This is a genomic window from Rothia sp. HMSC061E04, from assembly GCF_001813685.1.
GTDB lineage: Bacteria > Actinomycetota > Actinomycetes > Actinomycetales > Micrococcaceae > Rothia > Rothia mucilaginosa.
Genome location: NZ_KV813705.1, coordinates 79,312 through 104,291 on the forward strand (window position 1 = coordinate 79,312; position 24,980 = coordinate 104,291).

The 24,980-nt window shown below is 60.1% G+C and carries 15 protein-coding genes; 2 read left to right on the forward strand and 13 right to left on the reverse strand.

The genetic code is table 11. The features are described from left to right. Nucleotides 1–24: 24 nt before the first annotated feature. From HMPREF2927_RS06225 to ileS, 11 genes are all read right to left on the reverse strand, one after another. Nucleotides 25–1,074 (reverse strand): sulfite reductase subunit alpha, encoded by a 1,050-nt coding sequence (locus tag HMPREF2927_RS06225; protein WP_070686492.1) that lies wholly within the window; start codon nucleotides 1,072–1,074, stop codon nucleotides 25–27. Beyond that, the gene (gene nadD, locus HMPREF2927_RS06230) at nucleotides 1,067–1,816 is read right to left on the reverse strand and encodes a nicotinate-nucleotide adenylyltransferase (RefSeq protein WP_070686494.1); all 750 of its coding nucleotides are present in this window, start codon (nucleotides 1,814–1,816) and stop codon (nucleotides 1,067–1,069) included. The genes HMPREF2927_RS06225 and nadD overlap by 8 nt, the downstream gene beginning before the upstream one ends. A gap of 354 nt (nucleotides 1,817–2,170) precedes the next feature. Then, entirely contained in the window at nucleotides 2,171–3,778 is a 1,608-nt protein-coding gene (obgE, locus tag HMPREF2927_RS06235) for a GTPase ObgE (protein WP_070686496.1), read from the reverse strand. 194 nt (nucleotides 3,779–3,972) lie between these two features. Further along, nucleotides 3,973–4,230 (reverse strand): 50S ribosomal protein L27, encoded by a 258-nt coding sequence (rpmA, locus tag HMPREF2927_RS06240; RefSeq protein ID WP_005505766.1) that lies wholly within the window; start codon nucleotides 4,228–4,230, stop codon nucleotides 3,973–3,975. 40 nt (nucleotides 4,231–4,270) lie between these two features. After that, nucleotides 4,271–4,582 carry a 50S ribosomal protein L21 gene (rplU, locus tag HMPREF2927_RS06245; RefSeq protein WP_005505764.1) on the reverse strand — a complete coding sequence of 104 codons (312 nt, stop codon included), beginning with the start codon at nucleotides 4,580–4,582 and terminating at the stop codon, nucleotides 4,271–4,273. Nucleotides 4,583–5,146: 564 nt separating this feature from the next. Beyond that, nucleotides 5,147–8,884, reverse strand: a complete 3,738-nt coding sequence (locus HMPREF2927_RS06250; protein WP_070686499.1) for an Rne/Rng family ribonuclease — start codon at nucleotides 8,882–8,884, stop codon at nucleotides 5,147–5,149. A gap of 596 nt (nucleotides 8,885–9,480) precedes the next feature. Then, nucleotides 9,481–9,720 (reverse strand): nucleoside-diphosphate sugar epimerase, encoded by a 240-nt coding sequence (locus tag HMPREF2927_RS06260; protein ID WP_070635093.1) that lies wholly within the window; start codon nucleotides 9,718–9,720, stop codon nucleotides 9,481–9,483. Nucleotides 9,721–10,046: 326 nt separating this feature from the next. Beyond that, entirely contained in the window at nucleotides 10,047–10,709 is a 663-nt protein-coding gene (locus HMPREF2927_RS06265; protein ID WP_070686501.1) for a vitamin K epoxide reductase family protein, read from the reverse strand. A gap of 324 nt (nucleotides 10,710–11,033) precedes the next feature. Further along, nucleotides 11,034–11,711 carry a TenA family protein gene (locus tag HMPREF2927_RS06270; RefSeq protein WP_070686503.1) on the reverse strand — a complete coding sequence of 226 codons (678 nt, stop codon included), beginning with the start codon at nucleotides 11,709–11,711 and terminating at the stop codon, nucleotides 11,034–11,036. A 441-nt stretch (nucleotides 11,712–12,152) separates the two neighbouring features. Beyond that, nucleotides 12,153–13,814 (reverse strand): bifunctional folylpolyglutamate synthase/dihydrofolate synthase, encoded by a 1,662-nt coding sequence (locus HMPREF2927_RS06275; protein WP_070686505.1) that lies wholly within the window; start codon nucleotides 13,812–13,814, stop codon nucleotides 12,153–12,155. Between the two features lie 116 nt (nucleotides 13,815–13,930). Then, nucleotides 13,931–17,272 (reverse strand): isoleucine--tRNA ligase, encoded by a 3,342-nt coding sequence (gene ileS / locus HMPREF2927_RS06280; RefSeq protein WP_070686507.1) that lies wholly within the window; start codon nucleotides 17,270–17,272, stop codon nucleotides 13,931–13,933. A gap of 1,299 nt (nucleotides 17,273–18,571) precedes the next feature. On the opposite strand from ileS, the gene HMPREF2927_RS06285 reads away from it, so the two are divergent. Together HMPREF2927_RS06285 and HMPREF2927_RS06290 are read left to right on the forward strand one after the other, a co-directional pair. Beyond that, nucleotides 18,572–19,291, forward strand: coding sequence for a DUF6318 family protein (locus tag HMPREF2927_RS06285; RefSeq protein ID WP_233992329.1), 720 nt, complete (start codon nucleotides 18,572–18,574; stop codon nucleotides 19,289–19,291). Nucleotides 19,292–19,695: 404 nt separating this feature from the next. After that, a complete protein-coding gene (locus tag HMPREF2927_RS06290) occupies nucleotides 19,696–20,619 on the forward strand; it encodes a DUF6318 family protein (protein WP_070686509.1) in 924 nt (307 codons plus the stop codon). Nucleotides 20,620–20,856: 237 nt separating this feature from the next. Here HMPREF2927_RS06290 and cobA read toward each other — a convergent pair whose 3' ends face one another. Both cobA and nirB read right to left on the reverse strand, forming a co-directional pair. Then, nucleotides 20,857–21,768, reverse strand: coding sequence for a uroporphyrinogen-III C-methyltransferase (gene cobA, locus HMPREF2927_RS06295; RefSeq protein WP_070686511.1), 912 nt, complete (start codon nucleotides 21,766–21,768; stop codon nucleotides 20,857–20,859). Between the two features lies 1 nt (nucleotide 21,769). After that, nucleotides 21,770–24,439 (reverse strand): nitrite reductase large subunit NirB, encoded by a 2,670-nt coding sequence (gene nirB / locus HMPREF2927_RS06300; protein ID WP_070686513.1) that lies wholly within the window; start codon nucleotides 24,437–24,439, stop codon nucleotides 21,770–21,772. Nucleotides 24,440–24,980: the final 541 nt, after the last annotated feature.

Sequence of the window (24,980 nt, forward strand, 5' to 3'; positions counted from 1 at the left end):
CAACAGGGGTGCATTGTTCACGGCCTACTTAGGGCCAAAAATCATAATCAGACCAACAACGACCAGGGCGAGCAGCAGCACAATCCACAGCCACGTCAGGGAGGCCTTCTGCGCAGGCTGCAGAACCTCTTCAGCCTTCTCGACAGCGCTCTCAGAAGCAGACTTTTCCTCAGCTTCCTTCGACGCCTCAGCAGAGACAGCCGATGCAGACTTCGACTCAGCCGGCTCAGACTCTTCAACCTCAGAATCCTCTTCGGACTCTTCAGCAGTCTCCTCAACCAGTGCCTCTTCGGGATCCTGACGATCCACCATGCGCTGCAGCAGCTCCTCCACCTCATCCGGGCTCAGAGCAACAGTCGGGTCACCGTCCACTGAATCCACGGTGTCACCAGCGGAGGCGCTATCCAGCACGCTCAGGTCAAGACCCTGCGCGTTCACTGCGCTCACGCGGGTGGGCAGCTCGTCTGCAGACTCTTCAACCTCAGCAACCTCAACAGTCTCTTCCTCAACGGAAGCGACCTCGGTCTGCTCAGCCTCAATATCAGAGCTGTCCAGCTCCTCAACCTTCGGCTCATCGCGCACCAGGTACTGGTGCAGCTCGGGTTCCGGCTTCTCCTCCTTGACCACGGCAATGACCGGGATCGAAGAAGTCATCGGGTTATCCACCGCGGAGGGGCTGGTCGCATCCACACGGTTCTGCGCGATCTCTTCGGGACGCAGAACACGCAGGCTACTGGTCAGAGGAGCAGGCTCGTGCAGCTTCTCCTCATCGTTCGCCTCAGTGTCAATCTTGCCCTGAGCCGCCAGCGCCGCAAAACGACGCTGAACAGCCAGAACCTGCGGGTCAATAGCACCCGCATGAATCACGGATCCCATGTTCTCAACAGGCTTCGCGGGCTCACCGCGGCGGGCTGCACGCAGGTACTCGGCAACTTCTTCACGGTAGCGGGCAAGACGGCGCGGACCCATCACCTTAGTAGGCGGCGGCACCTCAATGCCGTCCTCGGTCACGTACGTCTCGTAGAGGTACGCTTCGTCCTCGCTATAGGGCTTCGAACCCGTAGCTTCACTCATGTGTTCCCTCATTATTCGTCGATTGGGGTGCCTGCCCAGACTCATCCTTCACGCGGGGTAAGCCGTCACGGTACGCCGTCAAGGCGTCCTTCTTGTACAGGCCGTACTTAGCAATGTACTGCACCACACCATCGGGCACCAGGTACCAGATGGGGGCGTCTGCAGCTGCGCGGCGACGAATATCAGTCGAAGAAATCGCCATCGCAGGAATCTTCAGGGTCGTAATATGACGACCCTCAGCCAGCGGCGGATCCAGATTGTGATCGGGGCGGGTCACACCCACAAAAGTCGCCAAATCCCACAGCTTATGGGCATTGCGCCAGGTCATAATCTGGCTAATCGCGTCCGCGCCGGTAATGAAGAACAGGTCAGCATCCGGGCGCAGGGCGCGCAGCTCGTTAAGCGTATCAAAGGTGTAGGTGGCGCCGCCACGGTCAATATCAATACGGCTCACCGTAAAACGCGGGTTCGACGCGGTCGCAATCACCGTCATCAGGTAGCGATGCTCAGCGTCGCTCACGTGCCGCTCCCCCACCTTCTGCCAGGGCTGACCGGTCGGAACGAACACGACCTCATCCAGGTCGAACACGGCGGCAACTTCACTAGCTGCCACCAGGTGTCCGTGGTGAATCGGGTCGAAGGTTCCACCCATCACACCCAGACGCACCCGACCGGGAGTGCGCGGGGGAATCGACTCGGTGCTCGGAGCACCAAAATCAAGGTGAACAGGCTGGTCAGTCACAAATGCCGTCCTTGCTGGGGACAGAGACCGCACCACGGCAGCTAAAAAGCCACCACAGGTGCGGATGCGGGCAGGTACACAGAAGGTACGCAACACCGAAAAAGGTGCCCGCGTACATTCCCCTCTATGCTACCTGCTTACGGTCAAAAACACCGAAATGACGGGGGTGAGCTAAGCCGCCAGTGGAATACCCAGCCAGCACGCCCGGCCACAGGCTCACCTGCGTGTTCCGACACGCACATCCGGCGCGAGCGGCAACCACAGGACCTACAAGAAAACACCGCGCACAAGAAGGCGCCGCGCACCGGAGCCAAACCCCGGTACGCGGCACCATCAACAACTAACGCCTAGATATTAGTCATCAATGTTCGGCATGTCGATATTCTCGTCGACCTTGCCTTCCTTCAACTTCTTGCGGTACTCAACTGACTCGGTCCACACGCCTGCAGCGCGCTCGGACTCCAGCTCGGCACGAGCCTCCGCCTTCGCATCCATACGCTCCTTGTACTCCACACGCTTCTGCGCACGAGTCGGGCGAATAATCTCTTCCAGACGAGCATCCGTACCACGCGGGGAGGACAGCAGCTCAGCGCCACCGACCATGGTCGGCTCCCAATCGAAGATCACCGAGTTGTCGTTCTCGCCAATCACCACGGCGTCACCGGCACGAGCACCAGCCTTGAACAGCTCATCCTCAACGCCCAGGCGCGCCAGGCGGTCCGCCAGGTAGCCGACAGCCTCATCATTATTGAAGTCAGTCTGCTGAATCCAACGCTCAGGCTTCTCACCAATCACGCGGAACAGCGGCTCAAGGTTACGCTCCTCGCGGCGAATAGTGAATTCCTGCTTCTTCTTACCGCGGAAGCCCTTCGGGCGAACCACAGGAGCCTCAACAACCACGCGCTCCGCTTCCTTCTCGGCAGCGGCACGAGCCACGCGGTCCTCCTCCACGAGCTTTGCCATCGCAAAGATCAGGGACTTCAGACCCTCATGGGAAGCAGTCGAAATCTCGAAGACTTTGAAGCCCATCTCCTCAAACTCGGGGCGAACAAACTCAGCCAGCTCACGAGCCTCAGGAACGTCAATCTTATTGAGCACCACAATCTGCGGACGCTCATGCAGCGGCACGGTTACACCCGCAGTCGGGTCAACCTCATAGTTCTGCAGCTCACCGCGGATCACCTCAAAGTCACTGATCGGGTCGCGGCCCGGCTCCAAAGTAGCGCAGTCAATCACGTGCACCAGAGCCGAAGAACGCTCCACATGGCGCAGGAAGCGGTGACCCAGACCGCGGCCCTCCGAAGCGCCCTCAATCAGACCGGGAACATCCGCGACGGTGTAGCGAACATCGCCCGCCTGCACCACGCCCAGGTTCGGGATCAAAGTGGTGAACGGGTAGTCAGCAATCTTCGGACGCGCCGCAGAAATCGCAGCAATCAACGAAGATTTACCCGCCGAGGGGTAACCCACCAGAGCCACATCCGCAATGGACTTGAGCTCCAGAACAATATCAGCCTCTTCACCGGGGGTGCCCAACAGAGCAAAACCGGGAGCCTTACGCTTAGCCGAAGCCAACGCAGCGTTACCCAGACCGCCCATACCGCCACGGGCAGCAACGTACTCGTCGCCCACACGCAGCAGGTCAGCCAAAACATTACCCTCGCGGTCCTTCACCACAGTACCCTGCGGCACGGTCAGAATCAGGTCCTCACCGTTAAAGCCGTGGTGCATATCGCCACGACCAATATCGCCATTCGGGGCGTGCTGGTGCGGGCTGTGGTGGTACTCCAGCAGGGTCGTGGTCTGGTTATCCACGCGCAGAATCACCGCGCCACCATTACCACCGTTACCGCCATTAGGGCCGCCCAGAGGCTTAAACTTTTCACGTCGCACGGAGACGCAGCCGTTACCTCCGCGACCGCCAGATACATGCAAGACCACGCGGTCCACGAATTCTGCCACGGGTTCTCCTTATCTTGGAAAATCTTCACTTCGCCACCGCACGGCACACACCAATCATGCTGCGGATGCGGTAGCAGGCGCGACCGGGTTGGGGTGCGCCTCATCGTGGAGCCCAGCACGGGCGTCCACGGCATTGGAGGTCATAGCGAGAGGGGGTAGACTAACGCCTACCCCCTCTGCCCTAGCGGTGAGTATTACTCAGCTGCTGCCAGGATGTTAACGACCTTGCGGCCCTTGCGGGTACCGAATTCGACGGTGCCTGCTGCCAGAGCGAACAGGGTGTCGTCGCCACCACGGCCAACGTTCAGGCCGGGGTGGAAGTGGGTGCCGCGCTGGCGAACGAGAATCTCGCCTGCGTTGACGGACTGGCCGCCGTAGCGCTTAACACCGAGGTACTGGGGGTTCGAGTCACGGCCGTTACGGGTGGAGCTTGCGCCCTTCTTGTGTGCCATTCTGTATTCCTACCTTAGGGTTGAATTCCGGTCGTTTCGATTACGCGTTGATAGCGGTAATCTTGACGGTGGTCAGCTCGGCGCGGAAGCCCTGACGCTTCTTGTAACCGGTCTTGTTCTTGTACTTCTGAATAACGATCTTCGGACCGCGCAGGTCCTCAACCTTCTCAGCAACAACCTTGGCGGAAGCCAGGGACTTTGCGTCAGCGGTGACCTTGTCACCGTCGACGAGCAGCAGCACGGGCAGCTCGATGGTGCTGCCGGGCTCGCCTGCAACACGGTCAAGGGTAACGAGGTCGCCTACGGAAACCTTCTCCTGGCGGCCGCCAGCGCGTACAATCGCGTATGCCACTATGGGACTCACTTTTCTCGACAACTTGCTTCTTGAATCTCACACGAATGAGCAGCCTGCGCTTTCATTGCTGTGCGCCCTCCCCCGCCAATCGAATGACCGCGAACAAGAAGGAACGGCCCGTGCGTTCCGGCGGGATTGCCCGCCGAAGCCAACACGCGAGGCTCACCGGTGGTGTCTCTCTCCCGCACGTTCCAAACTCAGCCGAATACTCGACCGCACCGAAGACGATGCGGGTGGGAGCGGTGTCTCCCGCTGGCCCTGCGTCGATAGGGCTTCACTGAGATAAACACCAGTCCTTAAGGATACGGCATGATCTACGCGCCGCGCAATAGATAATTTTGCGGAACGCCCAAAGTCGGCACGTGATGCTACTCAACCTGCGCGCGCACCGTATATAAACCGCGCACCGCTCGGTTGCATAAATAACGCTGAGGCAGCCGCAGGTAGGCAAGCGCGCATAGACAGTCGCGCATAGACAAGCCCCGGCGCAGTGGATCACTCCACCCCGCCGGGGCTTGATATACACACACCATCGGAATTCCGATGATCGGAAGCTAAAGACTAATCGTCCTTACCTTCACGCTTAATGTCGGCAGCAGCAACGCCAATGCCGAACAAGACAGGAGCCAAAGCGTCATCAGCCACCGGAGCCACATCCGCAACAGAAGCGGAAGCAACCACGGAACCCTCAGCACGCTCGGAAACGTCCACGGTCACGACCTGAGCACCGGCACCGGCGCTCGAAGCCGCACGGCGAGTGCGACGCTTACGCGGGGTCGAACCGGGCACCTGAGCCGCAGGCTTCTGAGCCTCCTCAACCGGAGCCTCAACCGCTGCGGGAGCTGCGCCCACCACACCGGTCACAGCCGGAGCACCAATCACGCCGGTCACAACCGTGCGAGACTCAGACTTCTCAACCTTATCAGCCTTCGCGGGTGCCTGCTCGGATGCCACGCTCTGCTCAGCTGCCTTCTCGGCGCGCTTCTCATCAGCGGCGCGACGAGCACGGCGGCGGGACGCACGCGGAGTCTCGCGAACATCCTCAATGCGCAGGTCCTCACGCTCAACACGCTTGGACGAACGACGCTCCTCCGAACGATCCTCACGGCCCGAACGGAATGACTCACCCTCAGTGCGGGCAAGACGGCCAGCCTTCTGAGAAGCACGAGCCTTCGCCTCGCCGGCGCGAATCGCCTCAAAACGATCCGAGGAGCGGCTAAAGCGCGGGTCAAGCTCCGGGTCAACGTGGTGCTCGTCCTCCAGCGCACCCGCGCCGGAATCCTCCACAGCGGCGATATCCGCATCGGTCAGCTCGCGGCGCTGGCGGTTACGAGAAGACTTCTTCTCGCCACGCTTGGACGAACGACGCTCCTCAGAACGGTCCTCCGAACGCTCCTGTTCAGAGTCCTTCGAGGAATCCTCAGCGGACTCCTCCTCCACGCGGTCGAACGCGCTCGCCAGCTGCTCCAGGGAGAAACCGCCCTGCTCACCAATCCAGTTGCCCTCGGTGACCTCAGCGACCTTGTCCTCACGCTGAGCAACCTCCGCGTGAGCCTGCTCGCTGGCAGCCTCAGCAATACCCTGAATCTCCTGCTCAAGCGAAAGCTCAGCGGTCTCCGCGCGGCGCGAACGCTTGCGGCGCTTACGCTTCTTGCGGGTCGAAGCGGTCTCCTCCGAAACGTCCTCGCTCTGAGCGGATGCGGCAGCCACCGCAGCCATAGCGTTACGGCGCTCAGCCTTCTTCGACTCCAGAGCATCCTGCTTCTGCTGGTCACGAGAATCCTCACGGGCAGCGGCACGGCTACGCTTACGGTCATTACGCTCATGGCGGTGGATGTAATCCGACGCACCACCGCTACGACCGCTCAACGGCTGATCGTGAACCACCAGGCCACGACCGGCACACTGCTCACAGGGCTCCGAGAAGACCTCAAGCAGACCGGTACCCAGGCGCTTACGGGTCATCTGAACCAGACCCAGCGAAGTCACCTCAGCCACCTGATGCTTGGTACGGTCACGACCCAGGCACTCAATCAGGCGACGCAGAACCAGGTCACGGTTCGACTCAAGCACCATGTCAATAAAGTCAATGACGATAATGCCGCCGATATCGCGCAGACGCAGCTGACGGACAATCTCCTCAGCAGCTTCCAGGTTGTTCTTGGTGACAGTCTCTTCAAGGTTGCCGCCGCTACCGGTGAACTTACCGGTGTTCACGTCCACCACAGTCATGGCTTCGGTACGGTCAATCACCAGCGAACCACCCGAAGGCAGGTACACCTTACGGTCCAGTGCCTTCGCCAGCTGCTCGTTAATGCGGTAGTGGTCGAAGAGGTCGTCAGCGGAATCCCACTGCTGCAGGCGGGAAACCAGGTCCGGCGCCACGTACGTCACGTACGCCTCGATGGAATCCCACGCATTCTCGCCCTGAACAATCATCGCGGTGAAGTCCTCGTTGAAGACGTCACGCACGGTCTTAATCATCAGGTCGGGCTCCTGGTAGAGCATCTCCGGAGCCAGCACCTTGCGGGAGTTAGCCTTCTCCTGAATCTCTTCCCACTGCGCACGCAGACGGTTAATGTCGTGGGTCAGTTCCTCCTCAGAAGCGCCCTCCGCCGCAGTACGAACGATTACGCCAGCACCCTCGGGCAGCTTGTCCTTCAGAATCTTCTTCAGGCGAGCACGCTCGGTGTCGGGCAGCTTGCGGGAAATACCGGTCATCGAACCACCCGGCACGTACACCAGGAAGCGACCGGGCAGAGAAACCTGGCTGGTCAGGCGGGCACCCTTGTGACCAATCGGGTCCTTGGTGACCTGCACCAGAACCGAATCGCCGGGCTTCAGGGCGTTCTCAATCTTGCGGGGCGCACCGTCCAGACCGGTGACATCCCAGTTGACCTCGCCCGCGTACAGCACAGCGTTGCGGCCACGTCCAATGTCAACGAACGCAGCTTCCATGGACGGCAGAACGTTCTGAACCTTACCCAGGTACACGTTGCCAATCAGGGAATCCTGCTGGGTCTTGGACACGAAGTGCTCAGCCAGCACGCCGTCCTCAAGCACACCAATCTGGATGCGGCCGTCCTTCTGACGAACCAGCATCTGACGGTCCACAGACTCGCGGCGAGCCAGGAACTCAGCCTCGGTCACGATGTGGCGGCGGCGGCCCAGGGAGCGGGACTCGCGGCGGCGTACACGCTTCGCTTCCAGGCGGGTAGAACCGCGCACACCGGTCACAGTGTTGGATGCGTGAGAGTCAGCCAGGCGCGGCGCACGCACCTTGGTGACGGTCTCAACCTCATCATCGACGCCGCCCTCAATCTCAATATCTTCGGTACCGCGGCGACGGCGACGGCGACGGTGGCTCGTCACCTCAGCCTCAGCGGCAGCCTCCTCGCGGCGGCGCTCCATGCGCTCCTTACGCTTCTGCTCCTCGGCAGCGGCGCGGCGTGCCTCACGCTCCAGTTTGGCGGCAACAGCGAGCTCACTCAGTTCCTCCGGCTCGGGAGCCATGAACAGCGGCATCGCACCCATGGGGGTACGCGAGCGCAGCTCCTGCAACTTTTCGCGCTGCAGGTCGCTAATGGTCTTTACGGGCTCAGCCGGTTCCTCAGGCTCCTCAGCAGACTCTTCTGCGGCGGGCGCCTCAGGTGCAGCTTCTTCGGTTGCGGATTCCTCAGCAACTGCAGCAGCCTCGGCGGGCTGCTCTGCGGCAGCCTCTTCAGCCTTCTGCTCAGTATCCTCAGCAACAGGAGCTTCAGCGGCAGCCTCGGTCTTCTTAGCTTCCTCAGCCTTTGCGGGGGTTACGACCTCAACCTTGGCGGTCTCTTCCTTCACCTCAACGGCAGACTCAGCAGCGGGCTCAGCAGACTCAGCGGCGGGGGCAACAACTTCCTCCACCTTCGCGGTCTTCTCGACAGTCTCGACCTTAGCAGTCTTCTCCACAACAGCCGGCTCAGCCGCCTTCTTCTCAGCAGCCTCAAACAGGCTATCGAGGGTAGAAGCAACCTCGGTCTCAGACGCAGCGGGAGCGGCAACCTTCGGTGCCGGCGCGTGCTTAGCCTTAGCGTTACGCAGGTTGGTCAGGCCAGCCGCAATCGCCTCATCCAGGGGAACCTCAGGAGCTTTCTCCTTCTTCGGGCGACCCGGACGGCGGCGCTCAGTACCCTGCTGGGCGTCAGAGCTCTCACGAACATTCTTACGCAGAGTTTCACGGGTCTCTGCAGAGGCGTTCTTCTCCTCCGCGAGGGCGTTCAGCGCCTCAAAAACCCCAAGTTCGACGTTCTTCTCGTCAGACATTAATCTTCTTTCGTTACACCCTGCTCCGCACCGCAAGGATTTTAACAGCGCGCATACAGCGCAAAGCCTAGTTGCTGTCACCGCGGCTCAAGCCTCACCCTACGGTGCGCGTTCATCGGCGCTACCGGGCACTATCTCGTTCAGTGCTTCTGCCGTAGGGGGCGAGCGGGCGGAACGCAGAGCGCGCCGCGACGGTCACAGCCACCTCGCTCTCGAGCACGGCACGCTCACACCCTTCCTGGGTGCTCTGCCGGTCTTCGGGTTTCTTCGCCGAGGCGGGCGGCCCGCGCGGTGCGACAGTTATGCTCCGCGGCTTATAGCCGGCGCTCTTCGGGTACTCTCCCTCGATGCGTTGGTGGGGATCTTTATGCGCGTGCGGGGCGCACAAGACACCGTGTTCCATTATACCCGGTAGAGGGTACCTCTAAGCCACCCCGGCGCCCTATCCGGGCATCGCTCCCCCACAGCCGGATACACGGGCACCTTGCAGCAGGCACATTGCCGCGGGCACGCTGCGGCGGACGCATTGCGGGTACAGCAAAGCCGGGCGTGCCACTACGCACCACCCGGCTTCAAAAAGTTCTTACGAGGAGGGGCTAGTCCAGACCTAGCTCCGCATCGCGCGCCTCACGAGCCTGCTGAGCAAGCTTCGGGTCGGTCGGCAGGTACTCCGGACCGGAACCGGTCGCAAACGGAACGCCCAGAATGAAAACAAACGGAGAAACCACCAGCAGAATCACCCACAGCAGCGAGAAGTGACCGGCGGTCAGCAACAGCAGGGCAGTCAGAAAAATAACGGCAGCAACGCCCATTGCGGCAATTCCGGCAGTCTTCACGGTTCTCCTCGAAGGGGTATCAAGAATCTAGTGTCCAGCAGAACGGCAGGCAGTCAACGCCGCAGGCAAAACCCGCGGACGGCTCCGGCTGACGCCGCTCAAGAATATACCTGACCATTATACGCACCCGCGCCGCCTCCCCGCTGACTTCACGGCTCGGGTCACCGGTGCCTCCCCCGCTACCCGGCACCCCAGCCCGGCGTATTCTACCCGGCACGATCAGCCCGGTGTATTCTGCGCAGCCTCACCCACCCGCAGACGCAACAACGCCCCGGCACCAACAAGTACCGGGGCGTTGAAAGTTCGGGGCATCAGCCCTCAACTGCTTAGCGCATCATATTCACAATGACCTCAAAGAAGCGGATCACAATAATGCCAAAAATCAGGATCAGCCACAGGCTAATCGCAAACCACGACCAGCCGCGAGCGCTCTCACGCATCGACTGCGACGCCGGAATAACACCCGCCGAAATATTGCGGACCGTAGTCTTCACAAACAGCGTGATAGTCATAACCCACACGATCATGCAGAACAGGCACAGGGCGTTAATCTGGAACGTCGTCTGGTACCACAGCCACATAATGAATGCGGTCGCCGCCGCCAAACCAATGTTCATGCACACCCAGAACCACTTCTTGAAGCGTGCACCCGCCATCATCGCCGCGCCAATAGTCACCACAATCGAGAAGCCCACCAGACCAATGAACGGGTTCGGGAAGCCGAAAGCTTCCGCCTGCGGAGTGCGCATCACCGTGCCGCAGCTGAGCAGGGCGTTGATATCGCAGACCGTGGAGTGACCGGCATCAATGTAAATCTGCAGGCGCTCGTACACCAGAATCGCTGAAGAAATGAGTGCGATCAGGCCGGCGCCAACCAGCCAGAATCCGAGCTGTCGGTCTGAGTAGCCGCCCGGGGTTCCCGCGTGCCCGTGCTGCGCTTCTTTTGCAGCGCGGGTGGGCTCGGTAGTACTCGATGCGGCGGTACTCATACGACTCCTTTTAGATAGTGTTTCACGGTGGTACTTACCGGCGCGGCATAGCCAGCACCCCGGAAGCAGTACCCCATTTATCCTAGCCTCTCACATTGTTAAATAGCACGCCATTAGCTTCTACATTTCCTATATGACGCCTCAAATCATGCAAATAGGCGTGTTTTTGTGACGTACCTTAAACACAGAAAACCCCGGGAGGCGCCCGCAACGTAGCGGCGGGCGGAACCTTCCGGGGCATGGTGCGCATGTTTTCTATGGCATTCGCCTCATCCACGCGTGGCGGCTCCCACGGCAACTACCGTGGAGCGCACAGACGGCACGTTAGGGCAACGGGTGGGTGTACGACTCGTCAAAGAACAGTTGCTCCAGCTCCACCGCGCGGCTAAAGAACTCGCGGGCACGCTGCGCATCCGACGGGCCCACACGGTCCAGTTCGCGGCGCAGGAAATCAACCAGCTCACGGAACTCCGGGTAGTCGTGCAGGGTAATCCACTCGTGGTGCACAAAAGAGTCGGGGCGCTTGGCGGGAGCCTTCGACGCCCAATCCAGGTACAGGCCCTCGCAAACCATCAGCACCGACAGGATCGCCGCGTAGCTGCCGCTTGCCGCCGCGTCGAGGAAGAGACGCTTGAAGCCGGTGGTCGCCTCTGTATCGGGTATGGATTCACGCTGATGCTCCGTCACGCCCAGAGTCTCAAAACAACGCAGGAAGTAGGTGTTCTCGTCACCGGCAATTTCACCAGCAAACTGCGCCAACCGCAAGCGCCCAGAGAGAGTGTCTGCATTGGCGATTGCGCCACCAATCAGGGCGAGGAAGGTGTCCAAGAAACGGTAGTCCTGCACAAGGTACCCCGCCATAACCTGCGGGGCAATCGTGCCGTCAAAAAGTTCAGTCACAAAGCGGTGATTCGTGGCAGAAAGCCAGGTATCAATGTTCTCCTGGCGCAACGTTTCAGTGAACGAATCAGTTCCATTCACATCAGCAAAGGACGCGGACATAAGAGTTGCCTTTCGAGATAATGCATACCGTCGCTGGTATGCGTATGTGTGCGGGTGTGTTGGCGCGGCCTCAGGCGTTGGGGCCGGCGCCTCAGCGAATATAGCACCGTGACGCCAAGGCGCGCCAGGTTTTGGGGCCAGGTGCCCACAAATTTTCGTTCTTTTCGATTTTTGGGTGGGGTTGGGTGAGTGAAAGCGGGTGATGCCGGTTAAATTCGAGCGATTGGGGTTAGGTGAGAGCCCATGGGAACGCGTGAGAAATCATGCGTTCGAGTGGGAGCATGAGGGCAGCGTATGAGGGCAGAATCAAAAAGGCGGGGCACAAAAAGCGGAGGCACGAAAAAGACGGGGCGCCACTCCCCCAGCCGGTAAAACCAGCTCAGCCAGTACAACCAGCCAAAGGGCGGCACCCCGCCTTCTCATCAATAACCTCAGTGGGCTTTATTCGTCTTCGGAGTCATCATCACCGAAGAAATCATCGGTGTACGAATCGCCCAGCGGCAGACCCAGCGAATCCTCCAGCGAAGAACCCGCAGCAGACTCGCCACCCAGCTCAGCCATGATGCCGTCAAGCAGCTCATCCGGCTCAGCAGAGGCAGCCGCAGCCGCCGCGGCAGCCAGAGTCGAAGCCGACGCCGCACCCGCAGAACCCGCATAAGCACCCTCGGCGGGCAGCTCATCCGGCAGTTCCTCAGCCTCAGCGCCGGGGGTCTTCGCCTCCTCATGCGCAGCCAGCAGGGTACGCGCCTCACCTATGACAGTAATCGAACCGGTAATCAGCACACCCGCCGACTCCTGCTCAAAGAGGGCGTTCTCCATGGCGGTGGCAATCGCCTCGTCCAGGTGCTCAAACACCTCAATCGAGTCTTCGTCCAGACCCGCATCCAGCGCCAGCTCGTGCAGACGCTCCGGCGCAATCGCACGCGGCGAATCCGACGCGGCCAGGTACAGGCGGAACGTGCTGTCAGAAGCGTCAACGTACTCTTCGCGCATGGTCTCAAACATGCCCAGAGCATCCTTCTCGCCCAAAATACCGACCACAGAATGCAGGTGCGACAGCTTGAACGCCTCAGTCAGCGCAGCCGCAGACGCACGCACACCGTGCGGGTTGTGGCCCGCATCCAGGATGGTCAGCGGCTCGGTGCGCACAACCTCCAGACGGCCCGGCGAGCGCACCGTCTCAAACGCGGTACGCACCACGTCCTCGGGCAGCTGACGCTGACCGCCGAAGAACGCCTCCACGGCGGCGAGAGCCACCACGGCGTTCTGCGCCTGATGCGCACCGTGCAGGGACAGCGGCACATCCGGGTACTCGCCCGCCAGGCCGCGCAGGGTCAGCAGCTGACCGCCGACCGCAAGCTCACGGGAGACAATGCCGAACTCCACGCCCTCGAAGGCGAAGGATGCTTCCTTCTCGCGGGCGGAGGCGAGCAGTACGTCCGCCGCTTCCGGGTCCTGTGCCGCAGAAACCAGGAAGCCACCGGGCTTGATAATGCCGGACTTTTCGGTCGCAATCTCGGCGAGGGTTTCGCCCAGCATGTCGGTGTGATCCAGACCGATCGGGGTGACCACGGAAACCACGCCGTCGGCAACGTTCGTGGAATCCCAGGTGCCGCCGATACCGACCTCGAGCACCACCACGTCCACCGGCTCGTCCGCGAAAATCGCGAAGGCAAGCACGGTAACGGACTCGAAGAAGGTCAGGGCGGGCTCGCCGCGGGAGGTCATCTCCGCGTCCACAATCTGCAGGTAGGGGGCGATTTCCTCCCAAATACGCACAAAGGTGGCGTCCGGTACGGGCGCGCCGTTAATGCAGATACGCTCGGTGACGCTTTCGAGATGCGGGCTGGTAAAGCGGCCCACGCGCAGGTCGTGGCCGAGCAGCAGCGCCTCAATCATACGGGCGGTGCTGGTCTTGCCGTTCGTGCCGGTGATGTGGATGACCGGCGCGGCACGGTGCACGTCGCCGAGGATTTCGACGGCGCGCGCCACAGCGTCCAGGCGCGGCGCCATCTTGTTTTCGGGCGCTCGCGCCAACAGTTCACCGTAGACCCGCTCCACGCCCTCGGGGTCGGGAATTGCGGGGTAATTCTTCTCGCTCATTGTTCTCCTCACTGGGATAGCCGGCCGGTGCCGGCAGGGGCCCGCCGTGTGGCGGGATAGACGACGGGCCGCCCCGCCCAATCAAGGGGGCGGGACGGCCGTACGGTTCAGGCGTTTTATGCCTTGGCTACGCTAATGCTCAGCTCGGCTGCTTCGCTCAGCTGCAGGGACACGGCGAGGGTTTCGCCGGTCACCAGCGCTTCGTTGGTGCGCAGAGCTGCCAGAGTTTCCTCCGGTGCCGCGATGCTCAGGTTGATGCGGTCCGCAACGTTCAGGTCGGCGTCCTTACGTGCCTGCTGAATAGCGCGGATGGTGTCGCGGGCGATACCCTCGGCAACCAGCTCGTCGGTCAGCTCAATGTTGAGGACCAGGAAGCCGCCGGGCAGAACCGCAGCCGCAGTGTGCTCAGCACCCTCAGCGTCAGCGGCAACCACGGTTGCCAGCTCGTATTCGCCCTCTTCCAGATCCAGGCCGCCGTCCAGAGCTGCCACGCCGACCAGGACGGTACCGTCCTCGGTCACGGCCCAGTCACCGGACTTGGATGCCTTAATAGCAACCTGCACCTGCTTGCCCAGGCGCGGACCTGCCGCACGCGCGTTGACCTTCAGCTGCTGGGAGATGCCGTAGTCGGCGGGGTCGACGGTGTCGGCGCTGACGAGCTCCACCTGGCGCAGGTTCAGCTCGTCCTCGACGATGTTCGCGAAGTACTCCGCGCCCTTCTCGCCGAAAGCGGTGCCCAGGGCAGCGAACTGCTCGGGTGCGATTGCCACGGTCATCTTCTGCAGCGGCTGGCGCACGCGAATCTTCTTTTCCTTGCGCAGTGCCGAACCGGCGGAGCAGACCTCACGCACGGTCTGCATGAGAGCCAGCAGGTCGGACTCGTCAGCGAAAGCGGATGCCTCGGGCCAGTCAGCCAGGTGCACGGAGCGTTCACCGGTGAGGCCGCGGTAGATTTCCTCGCTGCTGAGCGGCAGCAGGGACGCGGCGACCTTCGACACGGTCACCAGTGCGGTGTAGAGGGTGTCGAATGCGTCGGTGTCTTCGTTGAAGAAGCGCTCGCGGGAGCGACGCACGTACCAGTTGGTCAGTGCGTCGGCGTACTGGCGCAGGGATTCGCAGGCGTTCCAGATGTCGTAGGAGTCCATCGCTGCAGTGACCTGCTCGATGAGTTCGCGGGTCTTGCCGAGGATGAAGCGGTCCATCACGTGCTGCGAGTCGTACTTGAGCTTTGCGCTGTAGCCTTCGCCGTTGTTGGCGGCGTTAGCGTACAGGGCGAAGAAGTGGTAGACGTTCCACAGCGGCAGCATGACCTGGCGAACACCCTCGCGGATACCCTGCTCGGTCACGATCAGGTTGCCGCCGCGCAGGATCGGGGAGGACATCAGGAACCAGCGCATCGCGTCGGAGCCGTCGCGGTCGAGGACCTCGGAGACGTCCGGGTAGTTACGCAGGGACTTGGACATCTTCTGACCGTCCGAGCCAAGCACAATACCGTGGCTGATCACGTTCTTGAACGCGGGGCGGTCGAAGAGCGCGGTGGCCAGTACGTGCAGCACGTAGAACCAGCCGCGGGTCTGACCGATGTACTCGACGATGAAGTCTGCCGGGTAGTGGTTCTCGAACCATTCCTGGTTCTCGAAGGGGTAGTGCACCTGTGCGTAGGGCATGGAGCCGGAGTCGAACCAGACGTCGAGCACGTCTTCCACACGGCGCATGGTGGACTTGCCGGTCGGGTCGTCCGGGTTCGGGCGGGTCAGCTCGTCAATGTACGGGCGGTGCAGGTCGGGTTCGCCGTCCTTGTTCAGGGGCAGGCAGCCGAAGTCTGCCTTGAGCTCTTCGAGGGAGCCGTACACGTCCATGCGCGGGTAGTTCGGGTCGTCCGAAACCCACACGGGGATCGGGGAGCCCCAGAAGCGGTTACGGGAGATGGACCAGTCGCGTGCGTTCTCAACCCACTTGCCGAACTGGCCGTACTTCACGTTTTCCGGGATCCAGTTGATCTGCTTGTTCAGCTCGTACATGCGGTCCTTGAAGTCGGTGACCTTCACGTACCAGGAGGTGATTGCACGGTAGATGAGCGGGGTGCGGCAGCGCCAGCAGTGCGGGTAGGAGTGCACGTAGGACTTCTCGCGGATCAGCACATCGTCTGCCTTGAGGGCGTTGATGATGGTGCGGTTCGCGTCGAATGCCTGCACGCCTGAAATCTCAGCCAGGGCGGTGGAGCCGGAGGCGGTGGGCTCGGCGAAGAGGTTCAGGAACTTTGCGCCTTCGTCGAGGGAGAGAATCACGGGGATGCCGTAGCCTTCACAGACCTTCTGGTCGTCTTCACCGTAGGCAGGTGCCTGGTGGACGATGCCGGTACCGTCACCGGTGGTGACGTAGTCGGCGACGAGAATCTGCCAGGAGGTTTCTGTGCCCCACTTTTCGGTGTCTGCGAAGTAGTCCCACAGCGGGGTGTAGCGCACGTGCTCGAGCTGGGAGCCGGTGTAGCGTGCGGTGACGGCTACGGCTGCGTCCTTTTCGGGCTGGTCGCCTTCGTAGCCGAGGTCCTTGGCGTAGGAGCCGAGCAGCTCGGAGGCAATCAGGAAGGAGCGGCCCTCAAACTTGCCCGCGCCGGGTACGACGGAGTATTCAATCTCGGGTCCGACTGCGAGCGCCTGGTTGGTGGGCAGGGTCCAGGGGGTGGTGGTCCATGCGAGTGCTTCGACGCCGTCGAGTTCTGCGGCGACCTTCTCGTCAGCACCGAGGGCGGTGTCTGCGGTGAGGCGGAATGCGACGGTGACGGTCTGGTCCTGGCGGTCCTTGTACACGTCGTCGTCCATGCGCAGCTCGTGGTTGGAGAGGGGAGTCTCATCCTTCCAGCAGTAGGGCAGCACGCGGAATCCCTGGTAGGTCAGGCCCTTGTCGTAGAGGCGCTTGAACGCCCAGATGACGGACTCCATGTACTCGACGTTCAGGGTCTTGTAGTCGTTTTCGAAGTCGACCCAGCGGGCCTGGCGGGTGACGTACTTTTCCCACTCGTTGGTGTACTTGAGCACGGATGCGCGGGCAGCGTCGTTGAAGTTGTCGATACCCATTTCGAGGATTTCGCGCTTGTCGGTCATGCCGAGCTGCTTCATTGCCTCGAGTTCTGCGGGCAGGCCGTGGGTGTCCCAGCCGAAGCGGCGTTCTACCTTGTGGCCGCGCTGAGTCTGGTAGCGTGCGACGAGGTCCTTGGCGTAGCCGGTGAGCAGGTGGCCGTAGTGGGGCAGGCCGTTAGCGAAGGGAGGGCCGTCGTAGAAGACGAATTCGTTTTCGCCGTTTTCGCCTGCGGGGCGGTTCTCAACGGATGCGGAGAAGGTGTTGTCCTTCTTCCAGTAGTCGAGGACTGCCTCTTCGAGTGCGGGGAACTTGGGCGATGCGGTGACGCCGCTTCCTGCGGCTTCGAAGGCGCTCGCCTTAGGGTAAACATGGGACATGTGTTTGTGCGCCCTTATCTGTTGTTCTCAACGCTGAGAGGTTGGGGCGACAGGGTACGTAGCACTCGTCGTCCGCACTGTTTCAGCGGGTGAGGATTGACATGACGGGTGCAAGGACGCCTGGGCATCGCTGACTTGCCCGGGTTGTGCCGGGGTCGGGATGCGGCGCGGTACCACCTTGCTTACTGATTTAACAGCTCAACGCACCGAACCCTCCCGGGGCTACGGGGTGCCGCGGTACATGTCCGCGATACCTAGCCACCGGAAGAGCGGCGCGTTGGGCGGGCATCAGTCGCTTATTACAGCTATATCGGGCTTAACCGTCCGGTTCTACTGGGACTACATCTCTTCCGCTAAGACACCCTCGCCGCAGCGATTGGCGGGTGCCCGCAGGTGCGGTCCGTTCTTCCGAATTGCTCGCCGGTGATGGCCGGGTCGTTGCAAACACTAATTAGTTTATGTGGCTTTTGTGTCTGTATGCAACCCCGCGGAGTGTGGGTTTGAATAGCACTTTTCCGATGCACCGATACTGGAGACACAAAACAGATTGGTTCTTCGTTCGGCGATATCTAGAGCGAGTAAGGGGAATAAGAGGTCTTGCACTACCCCGCACTCGGGCGTGTTTAAGGATGTATGTTTTTACATTCCTCAAGTATTGTTTTAAGTGGGTTTCGATTTTTTTGAGGGAGCCTGCGGGATTACTATCAGTACAACCACAAGATATGGGGTGAACACCGATGTAATTCCACTAGATATTCACCCCTACAAGTTTTCACCCCCTCAATATCCCGTGTGGGAACCGGTTTTCCTGGATGATTCAGCAATGCATAGCGAGTGAATAGAGTGCATATTCGGGGATTGCCGAGCGGGCTTCCCCTTGTTGAATCGGGTATTTCTCCTGGACTACTGAAAATCCCCTCGCATTCAGAAAGTTGAACCAACCCCCCCCTCTCCCCCATCTTTTACAAACACTGGGACGAGACTCTTTCGTTTTTCAGGCCATAAATATGACTGAAATCACTTAGCTCGACATGCACATACCCCCTTCACTGAGCAGTCGCCCCCATCAAATAGCTCCCCACCGACAGGGTGTACCCGCAATACTTTACAGTGATTGATATCTTGAGTACCCCATAGGCTCTCAGGGATTGCTAAGGTATCTTTTCGTGCATTTTGAACTCAAAATAGTCTAAAATGAATCGTGCAACACATCAATGATGATTCGATAGCATCTACCCTCTTCATCGGGGCGCGACCGCTTCTGCATCTAGTTCACCGTCTGCTACCACTACTTCATCAGTGAGCGCTTCAGCAAGTGCCAAGAGCAGCTCGTCCAGCGCGGCACGCGTACCCGTATCTGAGGATGCGCTTGTCGAAGGTTGGAAGAAGTACCCCGGTCCCCTGAAGCTGACCGGCGAGTACATGGGTGAGTACCAGCCCGCAACCGCTTCTTCCCCGGCGAAGAACGTACCCAAGCCCCTCAAGACCGTTCCGCACCGTGAGGAACCGACCTTCCAGGGTGCCTACGAGACGTTGCGCGCATACTACAGCGCCCAGATCACCGCACTCAAGGATGGACGCTACGCGGATCAGACGATTGAGCTGATCTACCCGGCTGATAAGCGCGCTATTGAAGAGGTCAAGGCAGTCAAGGAACTGTACGAGAAGAACGGCTGGTACATGGAGTTCACCTGCAGCATTATCATGCAGGATACGGAGCCTCGAACCGCATTAAAGAACGGTGACGGTTACGTAGAAATCATGATGGATGCCAAGTATTCTGCCACCGCCATTCATATGCCCGATGGCACCGAGCGCAAGGTACCGGAGATTACTCAGGTATCCATGCCGCACGTGATGCTCTACACCGAGGGTAAGTGGTGGCGAATTAGTAACCGCTATGCGGAGGAGCGTTTGAATGACGGCAAGGACTCTTCCTCCTCTTCTGGCTCCAGAGGTTCCAGCTCTGCCGGTTCTAGCGGTTCGCCGTCCTCGGGTCGCGGCTCCACTAAGGTCTAATTCCGGCAAGCTCTAATTCCACAGGTGTCTAATACCCACGGCCTACTACCCCCTCCCGAACCTCTCTCCCCTCCCCGGTCGAGAGTAAGGTCGAGAATAACCCCGTCTTATAATTCCAATCATCAATAACCCAAAGTCGTTGAGGTACAGTTACCCTGCACCTCACCGGCTTTGGGTTATTGTGCCTTAAAGACAATGTCCAGGGTTTTTTGACGAAGTTTTAAAACCAATCTTCTATAGTAAGAATTGGATAATTCATACCGCCGCAGTTCACGCTCCGGCACACCCGTATCCCGGTACCCCCTTTGTACCGCGCCCCATACAAAACGATGAGGCGGGTCCTTTCGTACGCATCACAGCGTTGTGAAGCGAGCTACCTCAATCAACCATTTTCAGGAGATACTATGTCCTTCCGGCCGAGTGCACACGCCAGCTTCTCTGCTAACGACCGAAACGGATTGACCCGCCGCACCGTTCTTTTTGGCAGTCTGACCGCCGGTACTTTGGCTCTAGCAGGATGCGCTTTCAACAAGGATATTCGCCCCACCGGTACCGGCGATACTTTCTCCGGCTCCCCGAGCTCCTCCGCTTCCCCCTCAGCTTCGGCTTCGGCATCCGCCTCTGCTTCGTCTTCGTCCTCGTCAAGCCATAACAGCGCGAAGATTATTCCGCCCACCGAGTTCTTGAAGGACTATAAGAAGTACATTGGCGACGTCAAGTACGAGTACAGGCCCGCCCTTGCGCACTATGTTGAGCCGACCGAAACTTCCCCCGCGAAGAACGTTCCGATTCCGGTCATTGATGCGGTGTCTCAGCGTACCGTCAGTCTCGAGGGCGCCTACAAGACCCTGGCTGCTTACCAGAGCGCGTACATTGCTGCGATGTACAACGGCGACCTGCAGTACCTCAAGGGTCTGGTTCACGGCGCTGACAGCGGCCTGGTCAACAACCTGAAGGCTATTGCTAAGCTCTACGCCGCGGGTGGTTGGACTAAGGACTACGAGAGCAAGCTGAGCATCCGTGACGATAAGGACGCGAAGGCTCTTGTCTCTACCGATTTGGCTGTTGTGGCGTTCCCCTGCCGGGATGTCGTCAAGGAATACACCATCTACCAGAAGGGCACGGGTGAGCCTCAGAAGGCAAGCACCCTGGACGTCGTGATCTACGTGGTGTACGCCGAGGGCAAGTGGTGCGTGACCAGCCGTGAGTACTTCGTGTCCCAGTACAGCGACCAATTCCGCAAGGTCTTTGAGGGTCCCTCCGCATCTTCTTCTGCAGGCAAGTCCGGTAGCTCTAGCTCTGGTAGTAACAACGACTTCAAGATCTAGGCTCTGAGAGCAACACCCCTGACGAAGCGGGGCGGGTATCAGTTGATACCCGCCCCGCTTTCGTATGTTTTTGTGCCGCCGCGCTACCGGCGCTACTGCGCCTGCGAGCGCCTCAGTCGCCCAACATCTAGCATTTGCACGCGCAGCAATAACAGCAGACACAGCAGCAGCCCCGCTCCTTGGCAACTAGGAAAACCAAGGTTGCGGGGCTGCGTAATACTATCTAGTGCACCGCCTCTAGGAGGTGGAACGCTCACGCAGACGCTCGTGAACCTCGCTCACAAAGCGGTTCTGATCATCGCGAGCATAATGCACGACCTCACCGATGACGGTAATAGCCGGCGCCTTAACCGATGCGCAATCTACCTGAGCGTTCTCAAGGGTCGTGACAGTCACGCGCTCCTTCTCAGAGAAACCGTTCTCAATGGTTGCCAGCGGCGTGTCAGCCTCAATCCCACGAGAGAGCAGAGACGCCACCGTATCGGGCAGGGTACGAACGCCCATCAGCAGCACCACGGTGCCCTGGGCACGCAGGGTCGCCTCAACCGCCGACACTTCGGTCTCGGACAGGCCGGAGTGACCAGAAATGACGGTGAAAATCGAGGATACCTTACGCAGGGTCACCGGAATCGCCGCACGCGCAGGAACCGCAATGGCGCTGGTAATGCCGGGGATAACCTCAGCCTCCAGGCCTGCGGCGATGCATGCATCCAGCTCTTCAGCGCCGCGACCGTACACGTACGGGTCGCCACCCTTCAAACGCACCACGGTCTTACCCGAAAGCGCGTAATCAATCATGAGCTGCTGAATGCGGGACTGCGGAACAGCGTGCTTGCCGGGAACCTTGCCCACATCAACAATGAGGGCGTTCGGCGCGTACTCACCATACTCCTGCGGGGCGAGGTGATCCAGAAGGACCACGTCCGCCTCACTCAGGGCACGTGCCGCACGCAGGGTCAGCAGGTCAGCGGCACCGGGGCCGCCCCCCACAATGTAGACCTTGCCGGGGTTCTCAGCAGGCTCGCCGGGCAGAAGAATGCCACGTTCCGTCACGCTATCGCCCAGGGTGTGACCGGGCGCCCCGCCCGCGAGAATTTCGTCAATAGTGGCGAACTCGCGGGGCGGGAACGGAGGAATCTTCGGGCACATACTACGCTGCCGGGACCGGGTTGAGGTCACTGGGCTTACCCACGGGAATCTTGGCACCGGTCAGCAGGACGGTGTTGGACTCGCCAGCTTCTGCCGCCGCAATTTCCTCGGGGGTTGCGGGGCGAATCTGCTCGCGCTCCAGCACGTACAGGTGCGAACCCTCGTCGCTGCCGTCGGGCTGGTTGATGAAGGCACGGAAGCGGCGCAGGCGGCGCTCGTCGCGCAGGGTTGCAGCCCACTCGTCCTCGTAGGAGTCAACGTGACGCTGCATATCGCGTTCCAAGTCCTCGCACACACCCAGGGAGTCCTCAATGAGGACGGACTGCAGGTGTGCCAGACCGTCGCCGTGCTCCTCATCCAGGTCCTCAAGCCAACGAGCGGTACGCTGCAGCTTGTCTGCGGTACGGATGTAGTACATCAGGTAGCGGTCAATGTAGCGGACGATGTCCTCGCTGGAGGCGTCCTTGACGAAGAGACGACCGTGAGCGGGGTTTGCACCACCGTTACCACCCAGGTACAGGTTCCAGCCGTTGGTGGTTGCAATCAGACCAACGTCCTTACCCTGTGCCTCAGCACATTCACGGTTACAACCGGAAACACCGAACTTGAACTTGTGCGGGGAGCGCAGACCGCGGTAACGGTTCTCGAGCTGGACTGCCATGCCGGTAGAGTCCTGAACACCGAAGCGGCACCAGGTCGAACCCATGCAGGACTTCACGTTACGCAGGGACTTACCGTATGCCTGACCGGACTCGAAGCCAGCATCCACCAGGCGTTCCCAAATGTAGGGCAGCTGCTCCAGGCGAGCACCGAACATACCGATACGCTGTGCACCGGTGATCTTCACGTACAGACCGAACTCTTCAGCGACCTCTGCGATGACACCCAGCTTCTTAGCGGGAATCTCACCTGCAGGAATACGCGGAACGACGGAGTAGGTACCGTTCTTCTGCATGTTTGCCAGCGCACGGTCGTTGGTCTCCTGAATACCACCGCGGCCTGCATCCAGGACGTAGGAGTTGCGGAAGGAGGAGAGAATCGACGCAACGGTCGGCTTACAGATAGCACAGCCGTCGCCACCGCGGCCGAAGCGTGCCAGCACGGAGTCGAAGTCATCCAGGCTGGTCAGGCGCACAGCCTCAGCCAGCTCAGCACGGGAGAAGTCGAAGTGCTCACACAGTGCCTTGGAGACGGCCAGACCCATCTTCTTCATCTGCTGTTCCAAAGTCTTCTGCAGCATCGGAACACAGGAACCACACTGGGTACCCGCGGTGGTGCAGGACTTCAGGGATGCAACATCGTGGTTGCCGTCAACGATTGCCTCGCGGACAGCACCGAAGCTGATGTTGTTGCAGGAACACAGGATTGCGTCGTCGGGCAGTTCGGTGTCGGGGATGCCGTCGCCGCCGCCAGCTGCGGTCAGGTAGACGTTCGGCTCAGCGGGCAGTTCGCGACCGAGCAGGGGCTTCAGGGAGTCGAAGGGAGCGGTGTCACCAACAAACACGCCACCCAGCAGGGTCTTTGCGTCGCCACTGGTCACAATCTTCTGGTACATACCGCGCGCGGGATCTGCGAACAGAACCTCGAGGCAACCCTCGGTGGTGCCGCGGCGGTCACCGAAGCCAGCAACCTGAACGCCGGAGAACTTCAGCTTGGTTGCAATGTCGAACTCTTCAACCTGAGCTTCTTCGTTGTCGTTGAGCAGGTTAGCTGCCACAGCGTCAGCCATAGCGTTAGCCGGTGCGACCAGACCCCAGGTGCGGCCCAGTACGCAGGCGACCTCACCGATAGCCCAAATGTGCTCGTCGGAGGAGTGGCATGCGTCGTTGACGAGAATACCGCCGCGCTCACCCAGTGCCAGGTCAGCGTCACGTGCCAGCTCGTCGTTGGGGCGAATACCGGCACCGAAGACCACCATGTCGGCGGGCAGGGTGCGGATTTCTGCATCCTCGGAGGGAGAATCTGCGATGGACACGGAGACGACGTTGCCGTCAGCATCCTTGTTGATGCCGGAGATGTACACGCCGGTCTCAATCTCAATGCCGGTTGCCTTGATCTGGGCGTTCACGGCGTAACCGCCGCCCTGGTCAACCTCAACGGAGAGCAGCCAGGGTGCCACGTCCAGGATGGTGGGCTCTGCGCCCAGGTCCTTCAGACCCTCAGCTGCTTCGAGGCCGAGCAGACCGCCACCGACGACAATACCGCGGGGTGCGCGGCCGAGGGTGTCCTGCAGGCGCTTGACCTCGGAGACCATGTTCTTCACGTCGTCAATGGTGCGGAAGACGTGTGCAGCGTCCGAGTTAAGAATGGGGATACGAACCGCGCGGGAACCGGTTGCGAATACCAGCACATCGTAGGGGTACTCGTTGCCCTCGGTGTCGGTGACGACGCGGCGGGTGCGGTCAAGCTTCTCTGCGTGGCAGTTGTTGACCAGGTTGATGTTCTCTGCATTCCACAGTTCGGGGTCACCGAGGGTCAGGTCCTTCTCGGTGTCCTTGAAAATCTTCTCGATAGCAACGCGGTCGTAGGGGATGTAGGGCTCATCGTTGAGGACGGTGATGGTGTCCGCTGCGCGACCGGCAGCTTCAGCGCCTTCGTGGTACGCGCGTACAAAACGCCACGCAGCGGGGCCTGCGCCGACAACGAGAATGTTGCGGGGAGTGTGCGACATGGATTTTCCTTCCTAGTTGTAATGCAGGTAGTTCATGGCACTTATCTACCCTCAGTGTGCGACTGGATCGTGCCCAGCATTGGAACTCCTAGTTTCCGTACCGTTGGGCTCGTACCTGATGCGTACCGAGTAGTTGGAGCGCCCGCTTCTTTAGAATGCATCTGAAAATTACGAAACATTTTTGTGTGGGATTATGTTGTTTTCTTCAGGCAGTCAAAAGGCGTTTTAAACTACGACTTTTATCGTACACTCTAGCGCGGGGTCGAAGCATCGAAAATCCGTATTTTTTGGGAAAATTTTCCAAAAAATCCGCGGAATACCGGGCTGAAATAGGGTATTCTTACCTTACCTGAAATTAAATTAGGTAAGGCTAATCTATAAAATTCAAGGTCGTCTTTTTAGGGTAAAAATAACCTTTAGCACCCTCCGCGCGCCCCATTTCCAAATGTGGGTTTCATAAGGTAAACTCCAAACAAAGAACACACGAACCGCTATTGTGTCCTGCACCCCGCGCGGCGCAGACCACCACTTCGAAAGGAAA

What these genes read in the sequence shown, in the direction of transcription:
- HMPREF2927_RS06225 (WP_070686492.1), bottom strand. Translation starts at nt 1,074, where the DNA reads ATGAGTGAAGCTACGGGTTCGAAGCCCTATAGCGAGGACGAAGCGTAC.
- rpmA (WP_005505766.1), bottom strand. Translation starts at nt 4,230, where the DNA reads ATGGCACACAAGAAGGGCGCAAGCTCCACCCGTAACGGCCGTGACTCG.
- HMPREF2927_RS06250 (WP_070686499.1), bottom strand. Translation starts at nt 8,884, where the DNA reads ATGTCTGACGAGAAGAACGTCGAACTTGGGGTTTTTGAGGCGCTGAAC.
- HMPREF2927_RS06265 (WP_070686501.1), bottom strand. Translation starts at nt 10,709, where the DNA reads ATGAGTACCGCCGCATCGAGTACTACCGAGCCCACCCGCGCTGCAAAA.
- HMPREF2927_RS06270 (WP_070686503.1), bottom strand. Translation starts at nt 11,711, where the DNA reads ATGTCCGCGTCCTTTGCTGATGTGAATGGAACTGATTCGTTCACTGAA.
- HMPREF2927_RS06275 (WP_070686505.1), bottom strand. Translation starts at nt 13,814, where the DNA reads ATGAGCGAGAAGAATTACCCCGCAATTCCCGACCCCGAGGGCGTGGAG.
- ileS (WP_070686507.1), bottom strand. Translation starts at nt 17,272, where the DNA reads ATGTCCCATGTTTACCCTAAGGCGAGCGCCTTCGAAGCCGCAGGAAGC.
- HMPREF2927_RS06290 (WP_070686509.1), top strand. Translation starts at nt 19,696, where the DNA reads ATGTCCTTCCGGCCGAGTGCACACGCCAGCTTCTCTGCTAACGACCGA.
- cobA (WP_070686511.1), bottom strand. Translation starts at nt 21,768, where the DNA reads ATGTGCCCGAAGATTCCTCCGTTCCCGCCCCGCGAGTTCGCCACTATT.
- nirB (WP_070686513.1), bottom strand. Translation starts at nt 24,439, where the DNA reads ATGTCGCACACTCCCCGCAACATTCTCGTTGTCGGCGCAGGCCCCGCT.